This window comes from Microbacterium sp. (assembly GCF_048259935.1).
In the GTDB taxonomy this organism is placed as follows: Bacteria; Actinomycetota; Actinomycetes; order Actinomycetales; family Microbacteriaceae; genus Microbacterium.
This window is the reverse complement of the sequence record NZ_JBLXHF010000008.1, coordinates 35,859-52,907: the sequence shown is the minus strand read 5'-3', so window position 1 is coordinate 52,907 and position 17,049 is coordinate 35,859. Positions and strand designations below refer to the sequence as shown.

Sequence of the window (17,049 nt, the reverse complement as noted above, 5' to 3'; positions counted from 1 at the left end):
CGTGAGTACTGAGATCTTCTACGACGACGACGCCGATCTGTCCCTTATCCAGGGCAAGAAGGTCGCGATCGTCGGCTACGGCTCGCAGGGCCACGCCCACGCGATGAACCTGCGCGACTCGGGCGTCGAGGTCGCCATCGCGCTGAAGGACGGCTCGAAGTCGATCGCCAAGGCTGAAGAGGCCGGCTTCCCGGTCAAGAACGTCGCGGATGCTACCGCTTGGGCCGACGTCATCATGATCCTGGCTCCGGACCAGCACCAGCGCACCATCTACTCGGAGTCGATCGCCCCGAACCTCTCCGCAGGCAAGACGCTGGCATTCGCCCACGGCTTCAACATCCGCTTCGGCTACATCGACGCGCCTGAGGGTGTCGATGTCATCCTCGTCGCCCCGAAGGCTCCTGGACACACCGTCCGCCGCGAGTTCGTCGCCGGCCGTGGCATCCCGGACATCATCGCCGTCGAGAAGGACGCTTCGGGTCAGGCCTGGGCGCTTGCGCTGTCCTACGCGAAGGCCATCGGTGGCACCCGTGCGGGCGTCATCAAGACGACCTTCACCGAAGAGACCGAGACCGACCTGTTCGGTGAACAGGCTGTGCTCTGCGGTGGTGTCAGCCACCTCGTACAGGCGGGCTTCGAGACCCTGACCGAAGCGGGCTACCAGCCGCAGATCGCGTACTTCGAGGTGCTGCACGAGCTCAAGCTCATCGTCGACCTCATGTGGGAGGGTGGCATCGCCAAGCAGCGCTGGTCGATCTCCGACACCGCTGAGTACGGCGACTACGTCTCCGGTCCCCGCGTGATCGACGCTCGCGTCAAGGAGAACATGCAGGGCGTTCTCGCCGACATCCAGTCCGGTGCCTTCGCCAAGCGCTTCATCGAAGACCAGGACAACGGTGCGAAGGAGTTCCAGGAGCTGCGTGCCAAGGAAGAGAAGCACCCGATCGAGGTGACCGGCAAGGAGTTGCGTTCACTCTTCGCTTGGAAGCAGCAGGACGAGGACTACGTCGACGGCTCTGCCGCGCGCTGATCCACCGCTTCACGAGTAAGGGCGCCCCTCGCGGGGCGCCCTTACTCGTTGTTCGGCAGGATGCCGCTCGACTGAGGGAGCACCGCGGGTTGTGGAGACGAGCTATTCGCTCTCGCTGGCCGACGCATCCTGAATCTCGATCGGGGCATCCGCAGGGTCCGCCCAGACCGGAGCGGGGAGCATGGTGTCTACCGCTCCACCCTGGATCGCGCGGAGTGCGTCAGCGATCTCGTCAGCATTCTCCGGCACCGCGAGGCCGCACGTGCGCAGCTCGGAGGCGAACTTCAGTGTCAGACGGATCTTTCCGGCTTCGACGGCCTGGGCCGTCGTGCCGGTGCGCTTCTCGCTGCCGGTCTGGATATCTGAGACCTCGTCGCACACGTGGTACACGGATCCGCCATCCACCCAGACGACCTCGTCCTGTCCAAGTAGCTGGATGACCGTCGACTGGTCGGCGGTGTACTGCTCGACGGATGACGGGTTGTAGTCGATGCCGAGTGCGACAGCAGCGACGGCGAGAACGACACCCACGATGCCGGCCGTCGTCTTCTGACCCTTGTCCATGTCCTTGTTGAGGAAGATCAGGATGACCAGCGGCAGGAAAGCGATCACGGCGATGATCGCACCCAGCTGATTCTGGACGAAAAACCTCACCGTGTCTGACTTCTTCGCCGGGTCGAGCTTGTTCGCCTTCTTCCAGAGGAAAGAACCGGTGATCGACAGCGCAGCGATCACGACCAGCATCACGATCAGGGTGATGAACGCCCACTGCGGGAATTGAGCGGAAACGCCCTGTTCCTCGAGCAGGCCCGTTTCGGCGTTGCGGACGAGGACGCCGTCCTCGCCTACGTATTCGCGCTGACGAAGCAACCAGAAGATGGCTACGGCCTCGGCTGCGATCGCGACGATCCAGAGCACCATGGCGATCCAGCGGAACATCGTGGCCTTCTGCTTGGCCTCCGCAGTCGGGGTCCACGTGCGTTCCGCTGTCGATGTGACTTCGGATGCGGTCGGTTTTTTCTTGCGCTCGGCCACGGTGGATCTCCCTTGTGATGCTGTGAACTCCCTGAGCATATCGGCAGCACCTGCGGGTGGCTACGCTGGAGCCATGACATCGGATGCGGACGACGCTCTCTCCTGGGATGGCGATAACGATCACCCAGATCGGAAGAGCGCGGCCGAGCCCGAGCGCGAGCCGCAGCTTCCGAAGGGGTGGAAGGCCGTCGGCAGAGACAGCACGACGGTCGAGCATTCCGATTCCGACGGCGCCTTCGCTGACTCGGAGGAACAGCCCGCGCTGAGTACTCCGATGCTGCTGCTGGTGGGGATCGTCGGCGGGATCTATCTGCTCTACACGATCGGATGGGTCATCGGCGGTTTCCGACTGCAGGTGGGCGCGCTCTTCCTCATCCCGAACGTGATGTACCAGGTCGGGGTCTGGGCTGCGGTGCTGGCGCCGGCGCTGTGGTTCACCGCGGTGTGGCTGCTCACTCGTCGCTCGCCATCCTGGCAGCGCATCCTTTGGCTCCTCGTGGGTGTTGCGCTGCTCGTGCCATGGCCATTCGTGATGACAGGGGCGGTGGGAGCATGAGCGAGCAGACGGTGCAGAGCCGGTCTTCGCTGGGTATTCTGAAGACGATCATCATCGGTGCCGCGGGGCTCTTCTACGCGTACGGCGTGTGGAATGCGATCGCCTATCTCGTGACATTCGCGCAGCTCGGGCTGAACGCCTATGGCTGGTTCGTGCTGATCTTCTCGGTGCTGTTCCCGGTCCTCGTGTTCGCCGGGGCATTTGCTCTCGGCAGGCGCCGTAGTGCGTTGGAACTCAGCGCAGTGATGCTCGCGGGGCTCGGGCTGGTCGCGGTGTTCTGGATCAACGTCGTCGCCCTCAGCGCGGTCAACCCGCTGTCGTTGACGTCGTGACCTGCGCGCGTCACATGAACGGAGCACACGCAAGCCTCCGGTAGTCTGGACACGATCGCGCCCCCGACGGTGTGCGGCGCATCGATCCCATCCGCGCTGTGCCGCCAACTCGAAGGATCCGCCTGTGCCAAAGCCCGTCGTGCTCATTGCCGAAGTCCTCTCACCCGCAACGATCGAGGCGCTCGGCCCCGATTTCGACGTCCGGCAGGTGGACGGCACGGATCGGGAAGCGCTGTTCTCAGCGCTGGCAGATGCAGACGCGGTTCTGGTGCGCTCGGCGACGAAGATGGATGCGGAGGCTCTCGGCCACGCTCCCAAGCTCAAGGTGATCGCCCGTGCCGGTGTCGGCCTCGACAACGTCGATATCCCGGCGTCGACCAAGGCTGGGGTCATGGTGGTCAACGCCCCGACCTCGAACATCATCTCTGCCGCGGAGCTCACCTGCGCTCACATCCTGAGCCTGGCCCGCCACGTACCGGCTGCTAATGCATCGCTCGCAGGCGGAGCGTGGAAGCGCAGCTCGTACACCGGAACCGAGCTGTTCGAGAAGACGCTCGGTATCGTCGGTCTCGGTCGAATCGGTGCGCTGGTCGCTGCGCGCATGCAGTCGTTCGGCATGAAGATCGTGGCGTACGACCCCTACGTGACAAGCGCTCGCGCCCAGCAGCTCGGTGTCGAGCTGCGCACCCTTGATGAGCTCGTCGCCGAGGTCGACTTCCTCACCATTCACATGCCGAAGACCCCCGAGACGGCGGGCATGATCGGTGCAGAGCAGTTCACTGCGATGAAGAACACGGCGTACGTCATCAACGTCGCCCGTGGCGGCCTGATCGACGAGGTCGCACTGCGCACTGCTCTGCAGAACGGCGAGATCGCCGGAGCCGGCCTCGACGTGTTCACCTCGGAGCCTCCTGCAGAGGGCGGTTCTGCACACGACCTGCTCGCGCTGCCGAACGTCGTCGTCACACCCCACCTGGGAGCCTCGACGGACGACGCGCAGGAGAAGGCCGGCGTTTCGGTGGCCCGCTCGGTCAGGCTCGCGCTCGAGGGAGACCTCGTACCGGATGCGGTGAACGTCGCCGGTGGCGTGATCGACCCGTTCGTGCGTCCTGGAATCGCGCTGGTCGAGAAGCTCGGTCAGGTCTTCAGCGGACTGGCAGGTTCGGCGGTCACGACGCTCGACATCGAGGTTCGCGGCGAGCTCGCAGAGTACGACGTGAGCGTGTACAAGCTCGCAGCCCTCAAGGGCATTCTCTCCAACGTGGTCAGCGAGAACGTCTCCTACGTCAACGCACCGCTGTTCGCCGAACAGCGCGGCATCGAAACGCGTCTGATCGTCGAGAAGGAAAGCCCCGAGTACCGCAACCTCACCACGCTTCGCGGCGCCCTCGCCGACGGCACTGTTCTCTCTGTCGCGGGGACCCTCGCAGGCACCCGAATGGTGGAGAAGATCGTCGGCATCAACGGTCACGACATCGAGGTTCCGATCGAGACGAACCACATCGTCATGCAGTACATCGATCGTCCCGGCATCGTCGCGATCTACGGCCAGAAATTCGGTGACGCAGGCATCAACATCGCAGGCATGCAGGTCGCGCGCCGTGCCGCCGGTGGCGAGGCGCTCACCGTTCTCACCGTCGACTCCCGGGTTCCGGATGAGCTGCTCGACGAGGTCGGCGAGGCTATCGAGGCCAAGGTCATGAAGCAGATCGAGATCGCCGAGGTCTGAGCCGACTCAGGTGGCTGCGCGCGTCACCAGATCGACGAGCGCGCGCAGCTCGGCATCGCGGGGGACCAGCGGTTCAAGGCCCTGCGCGTCGAGTGAATTGTTGAAGTACAGCCCGTCGCTGACGAGGAGTACGAGGTCGAGTGCGGTCTCGTCGCGCACATGCGGCCTGATCGCTTCGCCCCAGCTGCGCCGGGTGTCGCGCAGTGCGCGCACAGCGCTGGGTGATCCGCCCTGAGCGAGGCGAGAGACGGCGATGAGCGCACGGTCGAGCGGCTCGTTCTCCATGACGGATGTGCGGATGTAGTACGCGACAGGGCCCTCGGATGCCGCAGCCATCTCTTCGAGGTCTGCTTCGACGAGACGCTCAAGGCGTGTGATCATGCCCGCAGCGAGGTCGTCCTTCGAAGCGAAGTGGTAAAGCAGCCCGCCCTTGGACACTCCCGCCGATTTCGCGGTGGCCTCCAGAGTGGCCGTTCGTTCGCCGCCCTCGACGAGGATCGCTTCGAAGGCGTCGAGGACGCGTTCGCGTGCCAGGGGAGGGCGGGACATATCTGTTACTATACCAGCCGGACGGTTTAGTAACAGGATCGTCATCTCTGATGAGGAACTCATGACCAACTCTCCGTCGACGGACACCGCTGGCTTCAACGCACCGCGCGCAGGCGCGCGCGGATGGCTGGCGCTCGTCGTCCTCATGCTCCCTGTGCTGCTCGTCTCTGTCGACAACACCGTCCTGAGCTTCGCGCTGCCCGAGATCTCGCTGGCTCTTGCGCCTTCCGGTGCGCAGCAGCTGTGGATCATCGACGCCTACCCGCTCGTGCTGGCGGGGCTCCTGGTGACGATGGGAACGCTCGGCGACCGGTTCGGACGCCGACGGATGCTTCTGGTCGGCGCGACCGGATTCGCGGCAGTCTCGGTGCTCGCCGCGTTCGCCCCGACCGCTGGGCTCCTGATCGCGGCGCGTGTGATGCTCGGATTCTTCGGGGCGATGCTCATGCCGTCGACTCTGTCGCTGCTGCGCTCGATCTTCCAGAACCGAGACCAGCGCCGCATGGCCATCGCTGTCTGGGCATCCGCATTCTCTGCGGGGTCAGCGCTCGGTCCGATCGTCGGCGGTTTTCTGCTGGAGCACTTCGGGTGGGGATCTGTGTTCCTCATCGCCGTGCCGGTGCTTATTCCGCTTCTGATCGCCGCGCCGCTGCTCGTGCCAGAGAGCCGCGACCCGAATCCGGGGCGGATCGACCCGATCAGCATCCTGCTCTCGATGGCCGCGATGATTCCGGTCGTCTACGCCATCAAGTCCTTCGCTGTGGACGGCCCGACGCTGATCGGCGCCGCGTGGGCGCTGGGGGGCATCGTCATGGGCGTGCTGTTCGTGCGCCGCCAGCTTCGCGCACCGATCCCGATGCTCGACATGGCCCTGTTCCGTCGGGGGACGTTCTCCGGTGCGATCCTGGTGAACCTGTTGAGCGTGGTGGCGCTGGTCGGATTCCTGTACTTCGTGCCGCAACATCTTCAGCTCGTGCTGGGGATGTCGCCGATGCTGGCAGGACTCGCTCTCGTTCCCGGCATGATCGCGGTCATCGTGGCCGGGCTGACGGTGGTCCCGATCTCGCGCCGGGTGCCTCCGCACATCGTCGTGCCCGCAGCCCTCGCGTTCTCCGTGATCGGCTACATCCTGGTGGCGTTCACGACCGAAGGTCATGGCGTGATGCCGCTCGTGCTGGCATTCGTGGTGCTGGGGATCGGAATCGGCGCGGCCGAGACGATCTCCAACGAGCTGATTCTCTCGAGTGCCCCCGCCTCGAAAGCGGGTGCCGCCAGTGCAGTCTCCGAGACGGCGTACGAACTCGGCGCCGTACTCGGGACCGCGGTGCTCGGGGGAATCATCACGGCGTTCTACCGGGGCGCTCTCGTCATTCCAGAAGCCATCCCCGCGGATGCGGCGGCGACAGCGCGCGAGACTCTCGCAGGTGCCTATACGGCCGCGCAGCAGCTTGATGAACCGCTTCGCAGTTCACTGTGGACCGCGGCAGCAGCCGCCTTCGATTCCGGGGTGACCATCACCGCTCTGATCGGTGCCGCACTGGTCGTCATCGCCGCAGTGATCGCCGCTGCCACATTGCGTGTGGCACGTCCGCGCTGACAGTACGCTGGGATGATCTGCCCGTCGTTGTGCGCGGGAAACCCGATGCAAGGAGTACGCATGTCGCGTGTTGTGAAGCTGGCAATCATCCCTGGCGATGGAATCGGTCCAGAGGTTATTGCTGAGGCCGAACGCGTTCTCGACACAGTCACCGCACACAGCGATGTGACCTTCGAGAAGACTCGCTTCGTGCTGGGAGCAGCGCGCTACCTCGAGACCGGCGACATCCTCACCGACGAGGACCTCGCATCGATCAAGGCACAGGATGCCGTGCTGCTCGGTGCTGTCGGCGGACAGCCCGGTGACCCGCGACTGAAGAACGTCAGCATCGAACGCGATCTGCTCCTGAAGCTGCGGTTCTCTCTCGACCACTACGTGAACCTGCGGCCGTCGAAGCTGTACGCCGGTGCTCCCGGGCCGCTCTCCAACCCGGGAGAGATCGACTTCGTCGTCGTTCGTGAAGGTACTGAAGGGCCCTACACGGGCAACGGCGGTGTGATCCGCAGCGGTACCGTGCACGAGGTCGCCATCGAGACCAGCGTCAACACCGCCTACGGCGTCGAGCGCTTGGTTCGCCACGCGTTCGAGCTCGCAGAACGCCGGCGGCGCACGCTGACCCTCGTGCACAAGACGAACGTGCTCGTGAACGCTGGAGGGATGTGGCAGCGCATTGTGAACGAAGTGGCTGCGGAGCATCCTGGCGTGGCCGTAGACTATCTGCACGTCGACGCGGCGACGATCTTCTTGGTCACGAACCCGTCCCGCTTCGATGTGATCGTCACCGACAACCTCTTCGGTGACATCCTCACGGATCTGGCAGGTGCCGTCACCGGTGGCATCGGCCTCGCCGCATCGGGCAACATCAACCCCTCAGGCGAATTCCCCTCGATCTTCGAACCCGTTCACGGTTCGGCCCCTGACATCGCAGGGCAGCAGAAGGCTGACCCCACTGCGGCGATCCTGTCGGCATCACTGCTGCTCGATCATCTCGGGCTCACCGAGGAAGCCGCTCGAATCGCCAGCGCGGTGGAAGCCGACATCTCCGAACGGGACGGCTCGAGGACAACCACACAGGTCGGCGACGCCATCATCGCAAAGCTTCAGGCGTAATCTGGACGCACGCGAGCGCCGCCGCAACGAACGCAGGATGTGACAATGACACCGATCGAAACCGAACTCGCCCCGCTCGAGTTCGCTGTGACCAAGAACCTCGCCGCCAAGGCTCCCGCTGAGCGCGAAGAGGCTCTCAAGAACCCCGGATTCGGCACGGTCTTCACCGACCACATGGTCGATATCTGTTGGTCGACGCGTGGGGGCTGGCACCGTCCCCGGGTGCAGCCTTACGGACCGATCGCGCTCGACCCGGCTGCGGCAGTGCTGCACTACGGTCAGGAAGTGTTCGAAGGGATCAAGGCGTATCGTCACGCCGATGGTTCGATCTATACCTTCCGCCCTCAGGCGAACGCAGAGCGCATGCAGCGCAGCGCCCGCCGGATGGCACTCCCAGAGCTTCCGACCGAGTACTTCCTGCAGTCGCTGCGCGAACTCATCGCCGTCGACGGTGCCTGGACGCCGTCGGGAGCAGACCAGAGCCTGTACCTGCGGCCGTTCCTGTTCGCGAAAGAGGCGTTCCTCGGCGTTCGCCCGGCGCAGAAAGTCGCGTATTACCTGATCGCCAGCCCTGCCGGCTCTTACTTCAAGGGCGGAGTGAAGCCGGTGCGCATCTGGCTGTCCGAGACTTACACCCGCGCGGGCAAGGGCGGCACGGGGGCGGCGAAGACGGGCGGCAACTACGCGTCGAGCCTTTTGCCGCAGGCTGAGGCCTACGACAAGGGCTGTGACCAGGTCGTGTTCCTCGACCAGGACGGCAACGTCGAAGAGCTCGGCGGCATGAACGTCGTATTCGTGTACAAGGACGGACGCATCGTCACCCCCCAGTCCGACAGCATCCTCGAGGGCATCACTCGTGACTCGCTGCTGCAACTCGCAGAGGACCGCGGGCACACCGTCGAGCGCCGGGCTGTCTCGCTGCAGGAATGGCGAGACGGGGTGGCATCGGGCGACATCATCGAGGTGTTCGCGTGTGGCACTGCCGCAGTCGTCACACCGATCGGTGCTCTTGTCACGGCTGACTTCGAAGAGGAGCAGCCGACCGGTGACCTCGCTCTCTCGCTGCGCGAAGAGCTCACCGACATCCAGTACGGGCGCGCGACCGACAAGCACGGCTGGCTCTACAGGCTCGACGCCTGAGTTCTCGCCCCCTTCGCCCACCTCCGCCCCCTTCGCCGAGACCCCCAGTTCCTGCCGAGACCCCGTCGTATGGACACCCATACGACGGGGTCTCGACGTCTATCAGGGGTCTCGCCGCCAGCGCGACTGGTTCTGCACATCGCAAATGAACAGACGCGGGCTGTGGAGGAGCGAGTGGGGCGGTGACGCGGGGTGCATACTCGCGGGATGCCGAGACGACTCACCTTCGATCAAGCCGATGCGCTGCTGAGAACGCGCGCTGACGTTTTGAGCACTGGGATCACCGAGCGACAGCTGCGGGAGCTCCTTTCCGTGGGCACGTTCGTGCGCGTTCATCGTGGCTACTACGTCGATGGCGCGACCTGGAGGGATCTGTGGAGTGAGGGGCAACACCTGCTGCGGGTGATCGCGCACGCACGTTCAAGTCCTCGACCGGGACCCGTGTTCATGCAGCTGTCCGCGGCGGTGCTCTGGGGCTTGCCGATCTACCGCGCTGAGGATGCCGTCGTCCACACCCTCATCACAGGGACACGCCACACGCGCTCCGTATCGGGGATTGCTCGACATGACATCGAGGTGGCCGAGGAGGATATCGTCGTACGCCACGGGTTTCGCTGCACGTCTCTGGCGCGAACCGTGTTCGATCTGGCGCGGACCATGTCGATGGAAGCCGCGGTATCTGCAGCGGATGCGGCAGTCAGATCGGTGGCGGTGTCAAACCATCGGCAGGATGCTGACGCCGCAGCCGGATGGAAAGAACAGCTGCTGCGGCTGGCGAAACCGGGACTGCGAGGTGTCCGGCGAGTGCGCTGGACGGCGGATTTCGCCGACGGACGCGCGCAACTGCCGGGTGAGAGTGTCAGTCGACTTCAGCTGTGGCGACTCGGGTTCCGCGACCTGATGCTGCAAGTGCCTGTGACAGGCTCAGAGGGGGATCGGTACTTCTTGGATTTCGGGTTTCCGCGCTCCCGAAACTTCGGCGAGTTCGATGGTGAGGGCAAGTACCTCGAGTCCGACCTGCGCACTGCGCCCACCCCCGCTGAGGCCGTCCTGGCCGAGAAATGGCGCGAGGACGACATCCGTGGTGTCACGGGATGGGGCGTCCGTCGATGGGGCGGTGCTCATATTGCGTCCGCTGACGCTCTTGGTGCCCGCCTCGCAGCGTTCGGGCTCGCTCCGCCGGGTTGAGCTCGCCGGATTAAGCCACTGAGACCCCTGGCTCTCGCCGAGACCCCTCGTTCGCGCCGCTGATACGCGGGGGTCTCGGCTGCAAGCTGGGGTCTCGGCGAAGTAGGGGGTGAGGTGGGGGAGGTGAGAACGTCGGCAGAGGGGAATAGGCTGAGCGAGTGAAGATCGCGCGATTCAGCCACAATGACGCTATCCAGTACGGCATCCTCGACGAGGAGGAGAACGAGCTCGTCGTGCTCGCCGGTGACCCGATGTTCGCCGGGTTCGACACGACGGGCGAGCGTGTTCCGCTTGCGGATGCAGCTCTGCTCGCACCGGTGATTCCGCGCTCGAAGGTTGTCTGCGTCGGTAAGAACTACCACGATCACGCCGCCGAGATGGGGGGAGCAGCTCCTGAAGAGCCGCTGCTCTTCCTCAAGCCCAACACGTCGGTGATCGGTCCCGGCGACACGATCGTGCGTCCGTCGCTGTCCGAGCGCACCGATTACGAAGGTGAGCTCGCCGTCGTGATCGGCCGTATTGCCAAGAACGTGAAGGCGGAGAACGCCCAGGACTACGTGTTCGGCTACACGGTGGGCAACGACGTCACTGCGCGTGACCTGCAGCAGAAGGACGGGCAGTGGACGCGTGGCAAGGGCTTTGACACCTTCTGCCCGCTGGGGCCGGTCATCGAGACGGAGTTCGACCCGACGGATGCCACGCTCGAGACCCGTGTGAATGGCGAAGTGCGCCAGAGCGCGCCGCTCAGCGACCTGATCCACTCCGTCGACGAGATCATCGAGTACGCCTCTGCGGTCTTCACCCTGCTGCCTGGAGACGTCATTCTCACCGGCACCCCGGCGGGTGTCGGGCCCTTCGTCGCTGGCGACACCGTCGAGGTCGAGGTCTCAGGCATCGGCATCCTGCGCAATTCCGTGCGCGACGCGCTTCCTCCGGCATGACCCTGCCCACTCTCGATCGACAGCAGGCGATCCAGCGCCGCACGGTGATCGTCCTGTCGTCGGGGCAGGTGCTCGGTGGCATCGCGTTCGGTGCGACGGTATCGCTCGGCGCGCTGCTCGCCGCAGACGTCTCGGGAGACGACGCCCTATCGGGGCTCGCGACGGCATCGGTCACGCTCGGCGCTGCGCTGTGTGCGATACCACTGGCGCGTCTGGCGATGAAACTCGGCAGGCGTTGGGCCCTCACTCTGGGCAATCTCTTTGCGCTCGTCGGGATCGCCGTCGTCATCCTGGCCGCAGCTCTGCGCATCTTCCCGCTCCTGCTGGTCGGCATCGTGATGATCGGTGCAGGCAACGCGGGCAACCTTCAGTCGCGCTTCGCGGCGACCGATCTCGCCTCTCCTCGTCATCGAGGGCGCGACCTGTCGATCGTCGTCTGGGCGACGACGATCGGGGGAGTGACGGGACCGTTGCTGCTCGGGCCGGGGGAGATCGTCGGTCAAGCGATAGGGATGCCGCCGCAGACCGGTTCCTACCTGTTCTCGCTCGTCGCTCAGGTAGCGGCATTCATCCTGTACATCGTGGCGCTGAGGCCTGATCCGCTGCTTCTCTCGCAGCGAATCCTCGCATCATCGGCGAATCAGGCTCAGAGTGAACAGCGTCGCGATCACCCGACTGTTGCCCGGTATGCGATGTTCGCCATCGCCGGTGCGCACATCGTGATGGTGTCCGTGATGGCGATGACCCCGATCCATCTCTCGCACATGGCGCAGGATGCGCACGGCGGGCATGCGACCTCGACAGATGTCACCACACTCGTCGGGGTCACGATCGCCGCTCACGTGGCCGGCATGTACGCGCTCTCGCCGGTGTTCGGCATTCTCGCCGATCGCTGGGGCCGGCTGCGAGTCGTTCTACTAGGACAGGCGCTGCTCGGCGCATCCCTCGCCTTCGCGTTCTTCATGAACGATCAGGCCGGCGGTGTCATGATCGCGCTGGTTCTGCTGGGACTCGGATGGAGCGCCTCGACGGTCTCCGGCGCTGCCCTGCTGACCGAAGCGACGACACCAGCCCTGCGCACGAGACGCCAGGGTCGCAGCGACTCGCTCATGAGCTTCTGCGGGGCAGGTGGCGCTGTGCTCGCAGGGGTCATCATGTCGAACTTCCAGTACTCCGGGCTCGCGGTCATCGCTGCGGTTGTGGTCGTCGCGATCGTCATCGCATCTCCTCTCGGCCGGACGCGCACCGCGTGAGTGCACGCCCCCGCGTAGGATTGAAGTGATATGGCTACTCCTCACCCCCTCACCACGACCGCAACCGGCTCCGATGTGCGCGTGCGCTTCTGCCCGTCTCCGACTGGTCTTCCGCACGTCGGCTTGATCCGGACAGCTCTGTTCAACTGGGCGTATGCGCGGCACAACGGCGGCAAGCTCGTCTTCCGCATCGAAGACACCGATGCGGCGCGCGACAGTGAGGAGAGCTACCAGCAGCTGCTCGATGCGCTGCGCTGGATGGAGATCGATTGGGACGAGGGCGTCGAGGTCGGCGGACCGCACGGGCCCTACCGTCAGTCCGAGCGTCATGACATCTACCGTGGTGTCATCGACAAGCTGCTCGCGGCAGGCGCGATCTACGAGAGCTTCTCGAACGCAGAAGAGATCGACGCCCGCAACGAGGCGAATGGCCGTGCGAAGCAGCTCGGCTACGACAACTACGATCGCGAGCTCACCGATGAGCAGAAGGCCGCTTTCCGTGCTGAGGGCCGTCAGCCCGCACTGCGACTGCGCGTACCGGACGAGGACCTCACGTACGTCGATCTGATCCGCGGCGAGGTGACTTTCCCCGCGGGGTCCTTCCCTGACTTCGTGGTCGTGCGCCCCAACGGCATTCCGCTGTACACCTTCGTCAACCCTGTCGACGATGCGCTGATGGGCGTCACACATGTGCTGCGCGGCGAGGACCTCATGCCGTCCACCGCTCGGCAGCTCGCGCTGTATGCGGCTCTCATCGACGCGGGTGTCACGACGTTCGTGCCGCGCTTCGCGCATATGCCGCTCGTGCTGGGTGAGACCGGCAACAAGAAGCTCTCCAAGCGTGACCCGCAGGCTGACCTGTTCCTGCATCGTCAGCGTGGATTCATCCACGAGGGACTGCTGAACTATCTCGCGCTGCTCGGCTGGTCGATCGGCCCTGATCGCGACGTGTTCTCCCTCGAGGAGTTCACTGCCGCGTTCGATATCGAGAACGTCAACCCGAACCCGGCCCGCTTCGACCAGAAGAAGGCCGAATCGATCAACGGCGACCACATCCGGATGCTGGGCGAGAAGGACTTCGCAGAGCGCACGATCCCGTACCTCGCCGCAGCCGGTCTCTTCGACGAGCCGACCCACGAGCAGCTCGTACTCGCGTTCCGTGTCGCACCTCTCGTGCAGGAGCGCGTACAGCTGCTGGGTGACGTACCGGGAATGGTCGGCTTCCTCTTCACAGATGAGATCTCCTACGATGCGGATGCTCTCAAGGGGCTGCCAGCGAACGCCGTCGAGGTTCTCGACGCCTGTGTCGCGGCTCTTGAGCCGGTGACCGAGTTCACCCCGGAGAAGATCCAGGACGCCCTCGCCACAGCACTCGTCGAGAAGCTCGAACTCAAGCCGCGAATCGCCTACGGTCCTCCGCGCGTGGCGATCACCGGTCGCCGTGTGTCGCCGCCGCTGTTCGAGTCGATGGAGCTGCTCGGCAAAGAGGAGTCGCTCAAGCGTCTGCGCGCTCTCGCGGAGCATCTGAACAACTGACTCATCACGACGCGCCCGGGGGAACTCTGCCTCCGGGCGCGTTTTGGTGGGAGCGCCAAGATCGGGTAAAGTTATCTCTTGTGCGAAGCTCAGGTTTCGCCCTTGGGGTATGGTGTAATTGGCAACACAGCGGTTTCTGGTACCGCCATTCTTGGTTCGAGTCCAGGTACCCCAGCCACATACGAGTTTGTCGAACCATGATCAAATGGCGAGACAAGCTCGTTTCGGTTTAGGGAGCCCTTCGTAGCAATACGAGGGGCTTTCGCTTTTACCGTTTAGGGCGTCCTGAGCCGGGTCCTCACAGCTGCCAGCAAATCGGCCAACAGCACCGATGTACGATTGGCGCACGACGCACACCGAAGTGCACCGTAGAACTTGGGTCACGGAGGCACACTTGGATCGTCTGCAGCAACTGCCACAGTTGACACCCCTACTTGACACGGCGCTGCGCAGCCGACCCGAGTCACCCGGAGCTCTCGCCGAGCTCACCGGCGAGAGCGAAACCAATATTCGCGCATCACTCGACGCGCTTGAGCACCTTGGCTTTGTCAGCATCACGAACGATGTCATCACCTACCGCAGGCCCGAGGCTGCAGCTGCTGGCCTCACCGAAACTTTACTCAGCCAGGTTCGGCTGCAGCTTGAGGACGCGCTCGGTGACGCCCAGCGTGTGCTCGGCACGGTGCCCGGCCTCGTGCAGGCCTGGTCAGAGGGCACCTCCGCCGCACCGAACCTGCAGGTTGAGATCACGCACGGCCCGTGGGCGCCGGCCGACATGTGGCGGCTGCAGTTCACTCGCCGAGTGCCCAAGATCACAGACGTGTGCATGCCCGACACGAGTGCGCTCTTTTCGCCGCAAAGCGAATACCAGGCCTCATTCTGGGCGGCACGCTCGGGCCACAAGGTCGATGTGCGCCTGCTCATGAGCCTGTCCGATGCCACCAACCCGGCTGGCTACGACCGGGTACAGGGTGAACTCGACTCGGGGGTGCAGATCAGGATGCACCCGAACCCGCCGAGCTTCTTCTGGGTTGCCGACCACGAAACGGTCGGCCTACCGCTGAAGTGGGGTGAAGCGTGGCCATCGAGCGTCATCGCGATTCAGTCCCCCGCACTCGCCGCGGTGCTCACCTGGGTCTACGATCGCGTCTGGGCAGAGTCGGTCTCAGTGGAGTCGCTGATGCGCATGCATTTGGGCGATGAGGGCCATGCGTGGGATGGCATGATGCGGCTCATGAACCAGGGTATGACGATGGATGCGGCCTCGTCGGCACTCGGGGTTGCTTCCCGCACCGGAATTTGTCAAGGCGAGTGAGGCCGGTGGGTGTTAGGCGGCGAGTTGGATCTCGTCGGTTGGTGGCTGGTTGATCCACGCGGCCGGGTCTCGGTCGAGGATCTTCGGTCGCGTCTGTCGCGTCGTGAACCGTTCGGGGTGGGCGCGGCGGGCGGCCTCGAGTGTGGCGTCTCGGTCGCGGTCGATGGCGTCGGCGTGCCCGTAGTGCACGTCGGCGGGCGTGTGCATGCCGATGCCGGTGTGCCGGTGGTGGTGGTTGTAGGCGTGCACGAATTCGTCCAGGAACTGCCGTGCGTGGGCGAGGGAGACGAACCGGTCGGGGAAGACGGGCAGGTACTTCATCGTCTTGAACAGCGCTTCGGAGTAGGGGTTGTCATTGGACACGTGCGGTCGGGAGCGGGACGCGGTCACGCCGAGATCGGCGAGCAGTGTGCGGACGGTCTTCGACGTCATCGAGGGGCCGCCGTCGGAGTGCACGACCTCGGGGGTGCCGTGGATCCCGAACGCGTCGGTCATCATCTCCTTGGCGAGTAGGCCGTCCTCGCAGGCGTGCACGATGGCGCCGACGATGTAGCGGGAGAAGATGTCGATCATCACGTACGCGTCGTAGTACGTGCCTTTGACAGGGCCGGCGAGTTTCGTGATGTCCCAGGTATAGACCTGCCCGACGGCGGTCGCGATCAGCTCCGGCACCTTCCGCGGCGGATGGGTCGCGAGCCGGCGCCGCTCCCGTACCTGCGTGTGCTCGCGCAGCACCCGATACATGGTCGAGACCGAGCCCACGTATTCGCCGCGCTCGAGCAGGATGGGATAGATCTGCAACGGCGGCTTGTCGACGAACTCGTCACTGTTGAGCGTGGACAGCACCAGCGACCGCTCGACGCTCGAGAGCTTGTTCGCTGGGGCAGGACGAGCCGACGGCGGCTCGGGGTCCGGTCGGCGTGCGCGGGAGGCGGCGCGGGTCGCGGTCGCACGCGCCACGCCGGTCAGGGCTGCCGCCTGCCGGGTCGGCACGTCCGCGGCGGCCAGTTCGACGTAGGTGTTCATGAGCGCTTCCCGCGCCGCGGGTCGGTGTCCGCGCTCTCGGAGATCTGCCCCAAGAGCGCGTGCGCTTTTCCCATGATCTCCAACGCCGTCCGCGTCATCGACAACTCCACCTCGGCCTTCCGCAGTTGCGCCTTCAACCGGGCGTTCTCGGCCTGCGCGGCGCTGGGACGACCGACCGCTTCGCCGGGGTTCTTGCCCTCCAGCAGACCCGCGTCGCGCTGCTTGCGCCACTCCGAGATCAGCGACGAGTACAGGCCATGTCGGCGCAGGTATCCCGCGCCCTCACCCGTCTCGCACGCGACCTCGTACTCGGACAGGTACTGCAACTTCTGGCCCGGCGAGAACGAACGCCGACGCGTCGGCCCGTCCGGGATCGAGGGTGCGCTCACGACTCCATCATCGGCCGCGACGACCGCGACCGGGGAACTCAAACTCATCAGATTGGTGATCCTTCAACTCGCCCCACGAGGCGGACTTGCTATAAACCGGTGGACTCACTCAACCCTGACACGTAGGGCACCGGCCGCCGCCGGGTCGCCGACGCGATGGCACATTTTGGGGCGACAGGCCACTTTTCGCTCGGCGCGGCCTGGCAGGCAGCACAGCTGCCGAAACAATAGCTGTTGGCCATTAGTGACCTTTGGCCCAATTAGGCCACACTCATTCGTTTAAGCTCCGCTGGAGGGGCTCTGTATCAACGATGAAGTGGAAG

15 protein-coding genes and 1 tRNA gene are annotated in these 17,049 nt (G+C 64.8%); 13 read left to right on the top strand and 3 right to left on the bottom strand.

All coding sequences use genetic code 11. The annotated features are described in order from the left end of the window. Position 1 precedes the first annotated feature (1 nt). Positions 2-1,030: a ketol-acid reductoisomerase gene (gene ilvC, locus ACN0RC_RS13410; protein WP_417512425.1), complete on the top strand. Its 1,029-nt coding sequence runs from the start codon at positions 2-4 to the stop codon at positions 1,028-1,030. Positions 1,031-1,132: 102 nt separating this feature from the next. Here the strand turns inward: ilvC and ACN0RC_RS13405 are convergent, their stop codons facing one another. Then, on the bottom strand, positions 1,133-2,065 hold the full coding sequence (locus ACN0RC_RS13405) for a hypothetical protein (protein WP_417512424.1): 933 nt from the start codon (positions 2,063-2,065) through the stop codon (positions 1,133-1,135). Between the two features lie 73 nt (positions 2,066-2,138). On the opposite strand from ACN0RC_RS13405, the gene ACN0RC_RS13400 reads away from it, so the two are divergent. The 3 genes from ACN0RC_RS13400 (at position 2,139) to serA (ending at position 4,682) form a co-directional block, all read left to right on the top strand. Then, positions 2,139-2,621, top strand: coding sequence for a hypothetical protein (locus ACN0RC_RS13400; RefSeq protein ID WP_417512423.1), 483 nt, complete (start codon positions 2,139-2,141; stop codon positions 2,619-2,621). Then, the gene (locus ACN0RC_RS13395) at positions 2,618-2,953 is read left to right on the top strand and encodes a hypothetical protein (RefSeq protein WP_417512422.1); all 336 of its coding nucleotides are present in this window, start codon (positions 2,618-2,620) and stop codon (positions 2,951-2,953) included. The genes ACN0RC_RS13400 and ACN0RC_RS13395 overlap by 4 nt, the downstream gene beginning before the upstream one ends. A gap of 124 nt (positions 2,954-3,077) precedes the next feature. Continuing rightward, positions 3,078-4,682: a phosphoglycerate dehydrogenase gene (serA, locus tag ACN0RC_RS13390; protein WP_417512421.1), complete on the top strand. Its 1,605-nt coding sequence runs from the start codon at positions 3,078-3,080 to the stop codon at positions 4,680-4,682. A gap of 6 nt (positions 4,683-4,688) precedes the next feature. Here the strand turns inward: serA and ACN0RC_RS13385 are convergent, their stop codons facing one another. Beyond that, on the bottom strand, positions 4,689-5,231 hold the full coding sequence (locus ACN0RC_RS13385) for a TetR/AcrR family transcriptional regulator (RefSeq protein ID WP_417512420.1): 543 nt from the start codon (positions 5,229-5,231) through the stop codon (positions 4,689-4,691). Between the two features lie 61 nt (positions 5,232-5,292). On the opposite strand from ACN0RC_RS13385, the gene ACN0RC_RS13380 reads away from it, so the two are divergent. The 9 genes from ACN0RC_RS13380 (at position 5,293) to ACN0RC_RS13340 (ending at position 15,311) form a co-directional block, all read left to right on the top strand. Next, positions 5,293-6,828, top strand: coding sequence for an MFS transporter (locus tag ACN0RC_RS13380; RefSeq protein ID WP_417512419.1), 1,536 nt, complete (start codon positions 5,293-5,295; stop codon positions 6,826-6,828). A gap of 60 nt (positions 6,829-6,888) precedes the next feature. Then, entirely contained in the window at positions 6,889-7,938 is a 1,050-nt protein-coding gene (locus ACN0RC_RS13375) for a 3-isopropylmalate dehydrogenase (RefSeq protein WP_417512418.1), read from the top strand. Positions 7,939-7,983: 45 nt separating this feature from the next. Continuing rightward, positions 7,984-9,078 (top strand): branched-chain amino acid aminotransferase, encoded by a 1,095-nt coding sequence (locus ACN0RC_RS13370; RefSeq protein WP_417512417.1) that lies wholly within the window; start codon positions 7,984-7,986, stop codon positions 9,076-9,078. 207 nt (positions 9,079-9,285) lie between these two features. Next, positions 9,286-10,266, top strand: a complete 981-nt coding sequence (locus ACN0RC_RS13365; protein WP_417512416.1) for a hypothetical protein — start codon at positions 9,286-9,288, stop codon at positions 10,264-10,266. A 158-nt stretch (positions 10,267-10,424) separates the two neighbouring features. Then, positions 10,425-11,207, top strand: coding sequence for a fumarylacetoacetate hydrolase family protein (locus tag ACN0RC_RS13360; protein WP_417512415.1), 783 nt, complete (start codon positions 10,425-10,427; stop codon positions 11,205-11,207). Further along, positions 11,204-12,460, top strand: coding sequence for an MFS transporter (locus ACN0RC_RS13355; protein WP_417512414.1), 1,257 nt, complete (start codon positions 11,204-11,206; stop codon positions 12,458-12,460). Before ACN0RC_RS13360 ends, ACN0RC_RS13355 begins: the two co-directional genes overlap by 4 nt. Positions 12,461-12,490: 30 nt before the next feature. Further along, complete coding sequence (gltX, locus tag ACN0RC_RS13350) at positions 12,491-13,996, top strand: glutamate--tRNA ligase (protein ID WP_417512413.1); 1,506 nt, start codon at positions 12,491-12,493, stop codon at positions 13,994-13,996. A 103-nt stretch (positions 13,997-14,099) separates the two neighbouring features. Continuing rightward, positions 14,100-14,174, top strand: a tRNA-Gln gene (locus tag ACN0RC_RS13345). A 216-nt stretch (positions 14,175-14,390) separates the two neighbouring features. Continuing rightward, the gene (locus ACN0RC_RS13340) at positions 14,391-15,311 is read left to right on the top strand and encodes a hypothetical protein (RefSeq protein ID WP_417512412.1); all 921 of its coding nucleotides are present in this window, start codon (positions 14,391-14,393) and stop codon (positions 15,309-15,311) included. A gap of 12 nt (positions 15,312-15,323) precedes the next feature. On the opposite strand, the gene ACN0RC_RS13335 is transcribed toward ACN0RC_RS13340, so the two are convergent. Beyond that, a protein-coding gene (locus ACN0RC_RS13335) for an IS3 family transposase (protein WP_223309011.1) occupies positions 15,324-16,774 on the bottom strand; the annotation gives its coding sequence in 2 pieces (ribosomal slippage) (positions 15,324-16,399 and positions 16,399-16,774; 1,452 coding nt in all). Positions 16,775-17,049: the final 275 nt, after the last annotated feature.

Excerpts from the sequence above, each read along its gene's own strand:
- ACN0RC_RS13400 (WP_417512423.1), top strand. The coding sequence starts at position 2,139 with ATGACATCGGATGCGGACGACGCTCTCTCCTGGGATGGCGATAACGAT.
- ACN0RC_RS13395 (WP_417512422.1), top strand. The coding sequence starts at position 2,618 with ATGAGCGAGCAGACGGTGCAGAGCCGGTCTTCGCTGGGTATTCTGAAG.
- ACN0RC_RS13385 (WP_417512420.1), bottom strand. The coding sequence starts at position 5,231 with ATGTCCCGCCCTCCCCTGGCACGCGAACGCGTCCTCGACGCCTTCGAA.
- ACN0RC_RS13380 (WP_417512419.1), top strand. The coding sequence starts at position 5,293 with ATGACCAACTCTCCGTCGACGGACACCGCTGGCTTCAACGCACCGCGC.
- ACN0RC_RS13375 (WP_417512418.1), top strand. The coding sequence starts at position 6,889 with ATGTCGCGTGTTGTGAAGCTGGCAATCATCCCTGGCGATGGAATCGGT.
- ACN0RC_RS13370 (WP_417512417.1), top strand. The coding sequence starts at position 7,984 with ATGACACCGATCGAAACCGAACTCGCCCCGCTCGAGTTCGCTGTGACC.
- ACN0RC_RS13365 (WP_417512416.1), top strand. The coding sequence starts at position 9,286 with ATGCCGAGACGACTCACCTTCGATCAAGCCGATGCGCTGCTGAGAACG.
- ACN0RC_RS13355 (WP_417512414.1), top strand. The coding sequence starts at position 11,204 with ATGACCCTGCCCACTCTCGATCGACAGCAGGCGATCCAGCGCCGCACG.
- gltX (WP_417512413.1), top strand. The coding sequence starts at position 12,491 with ATGGCTACTCCTCACCCCCTCACCACGACCGCAACCGGCTCCGATGTG.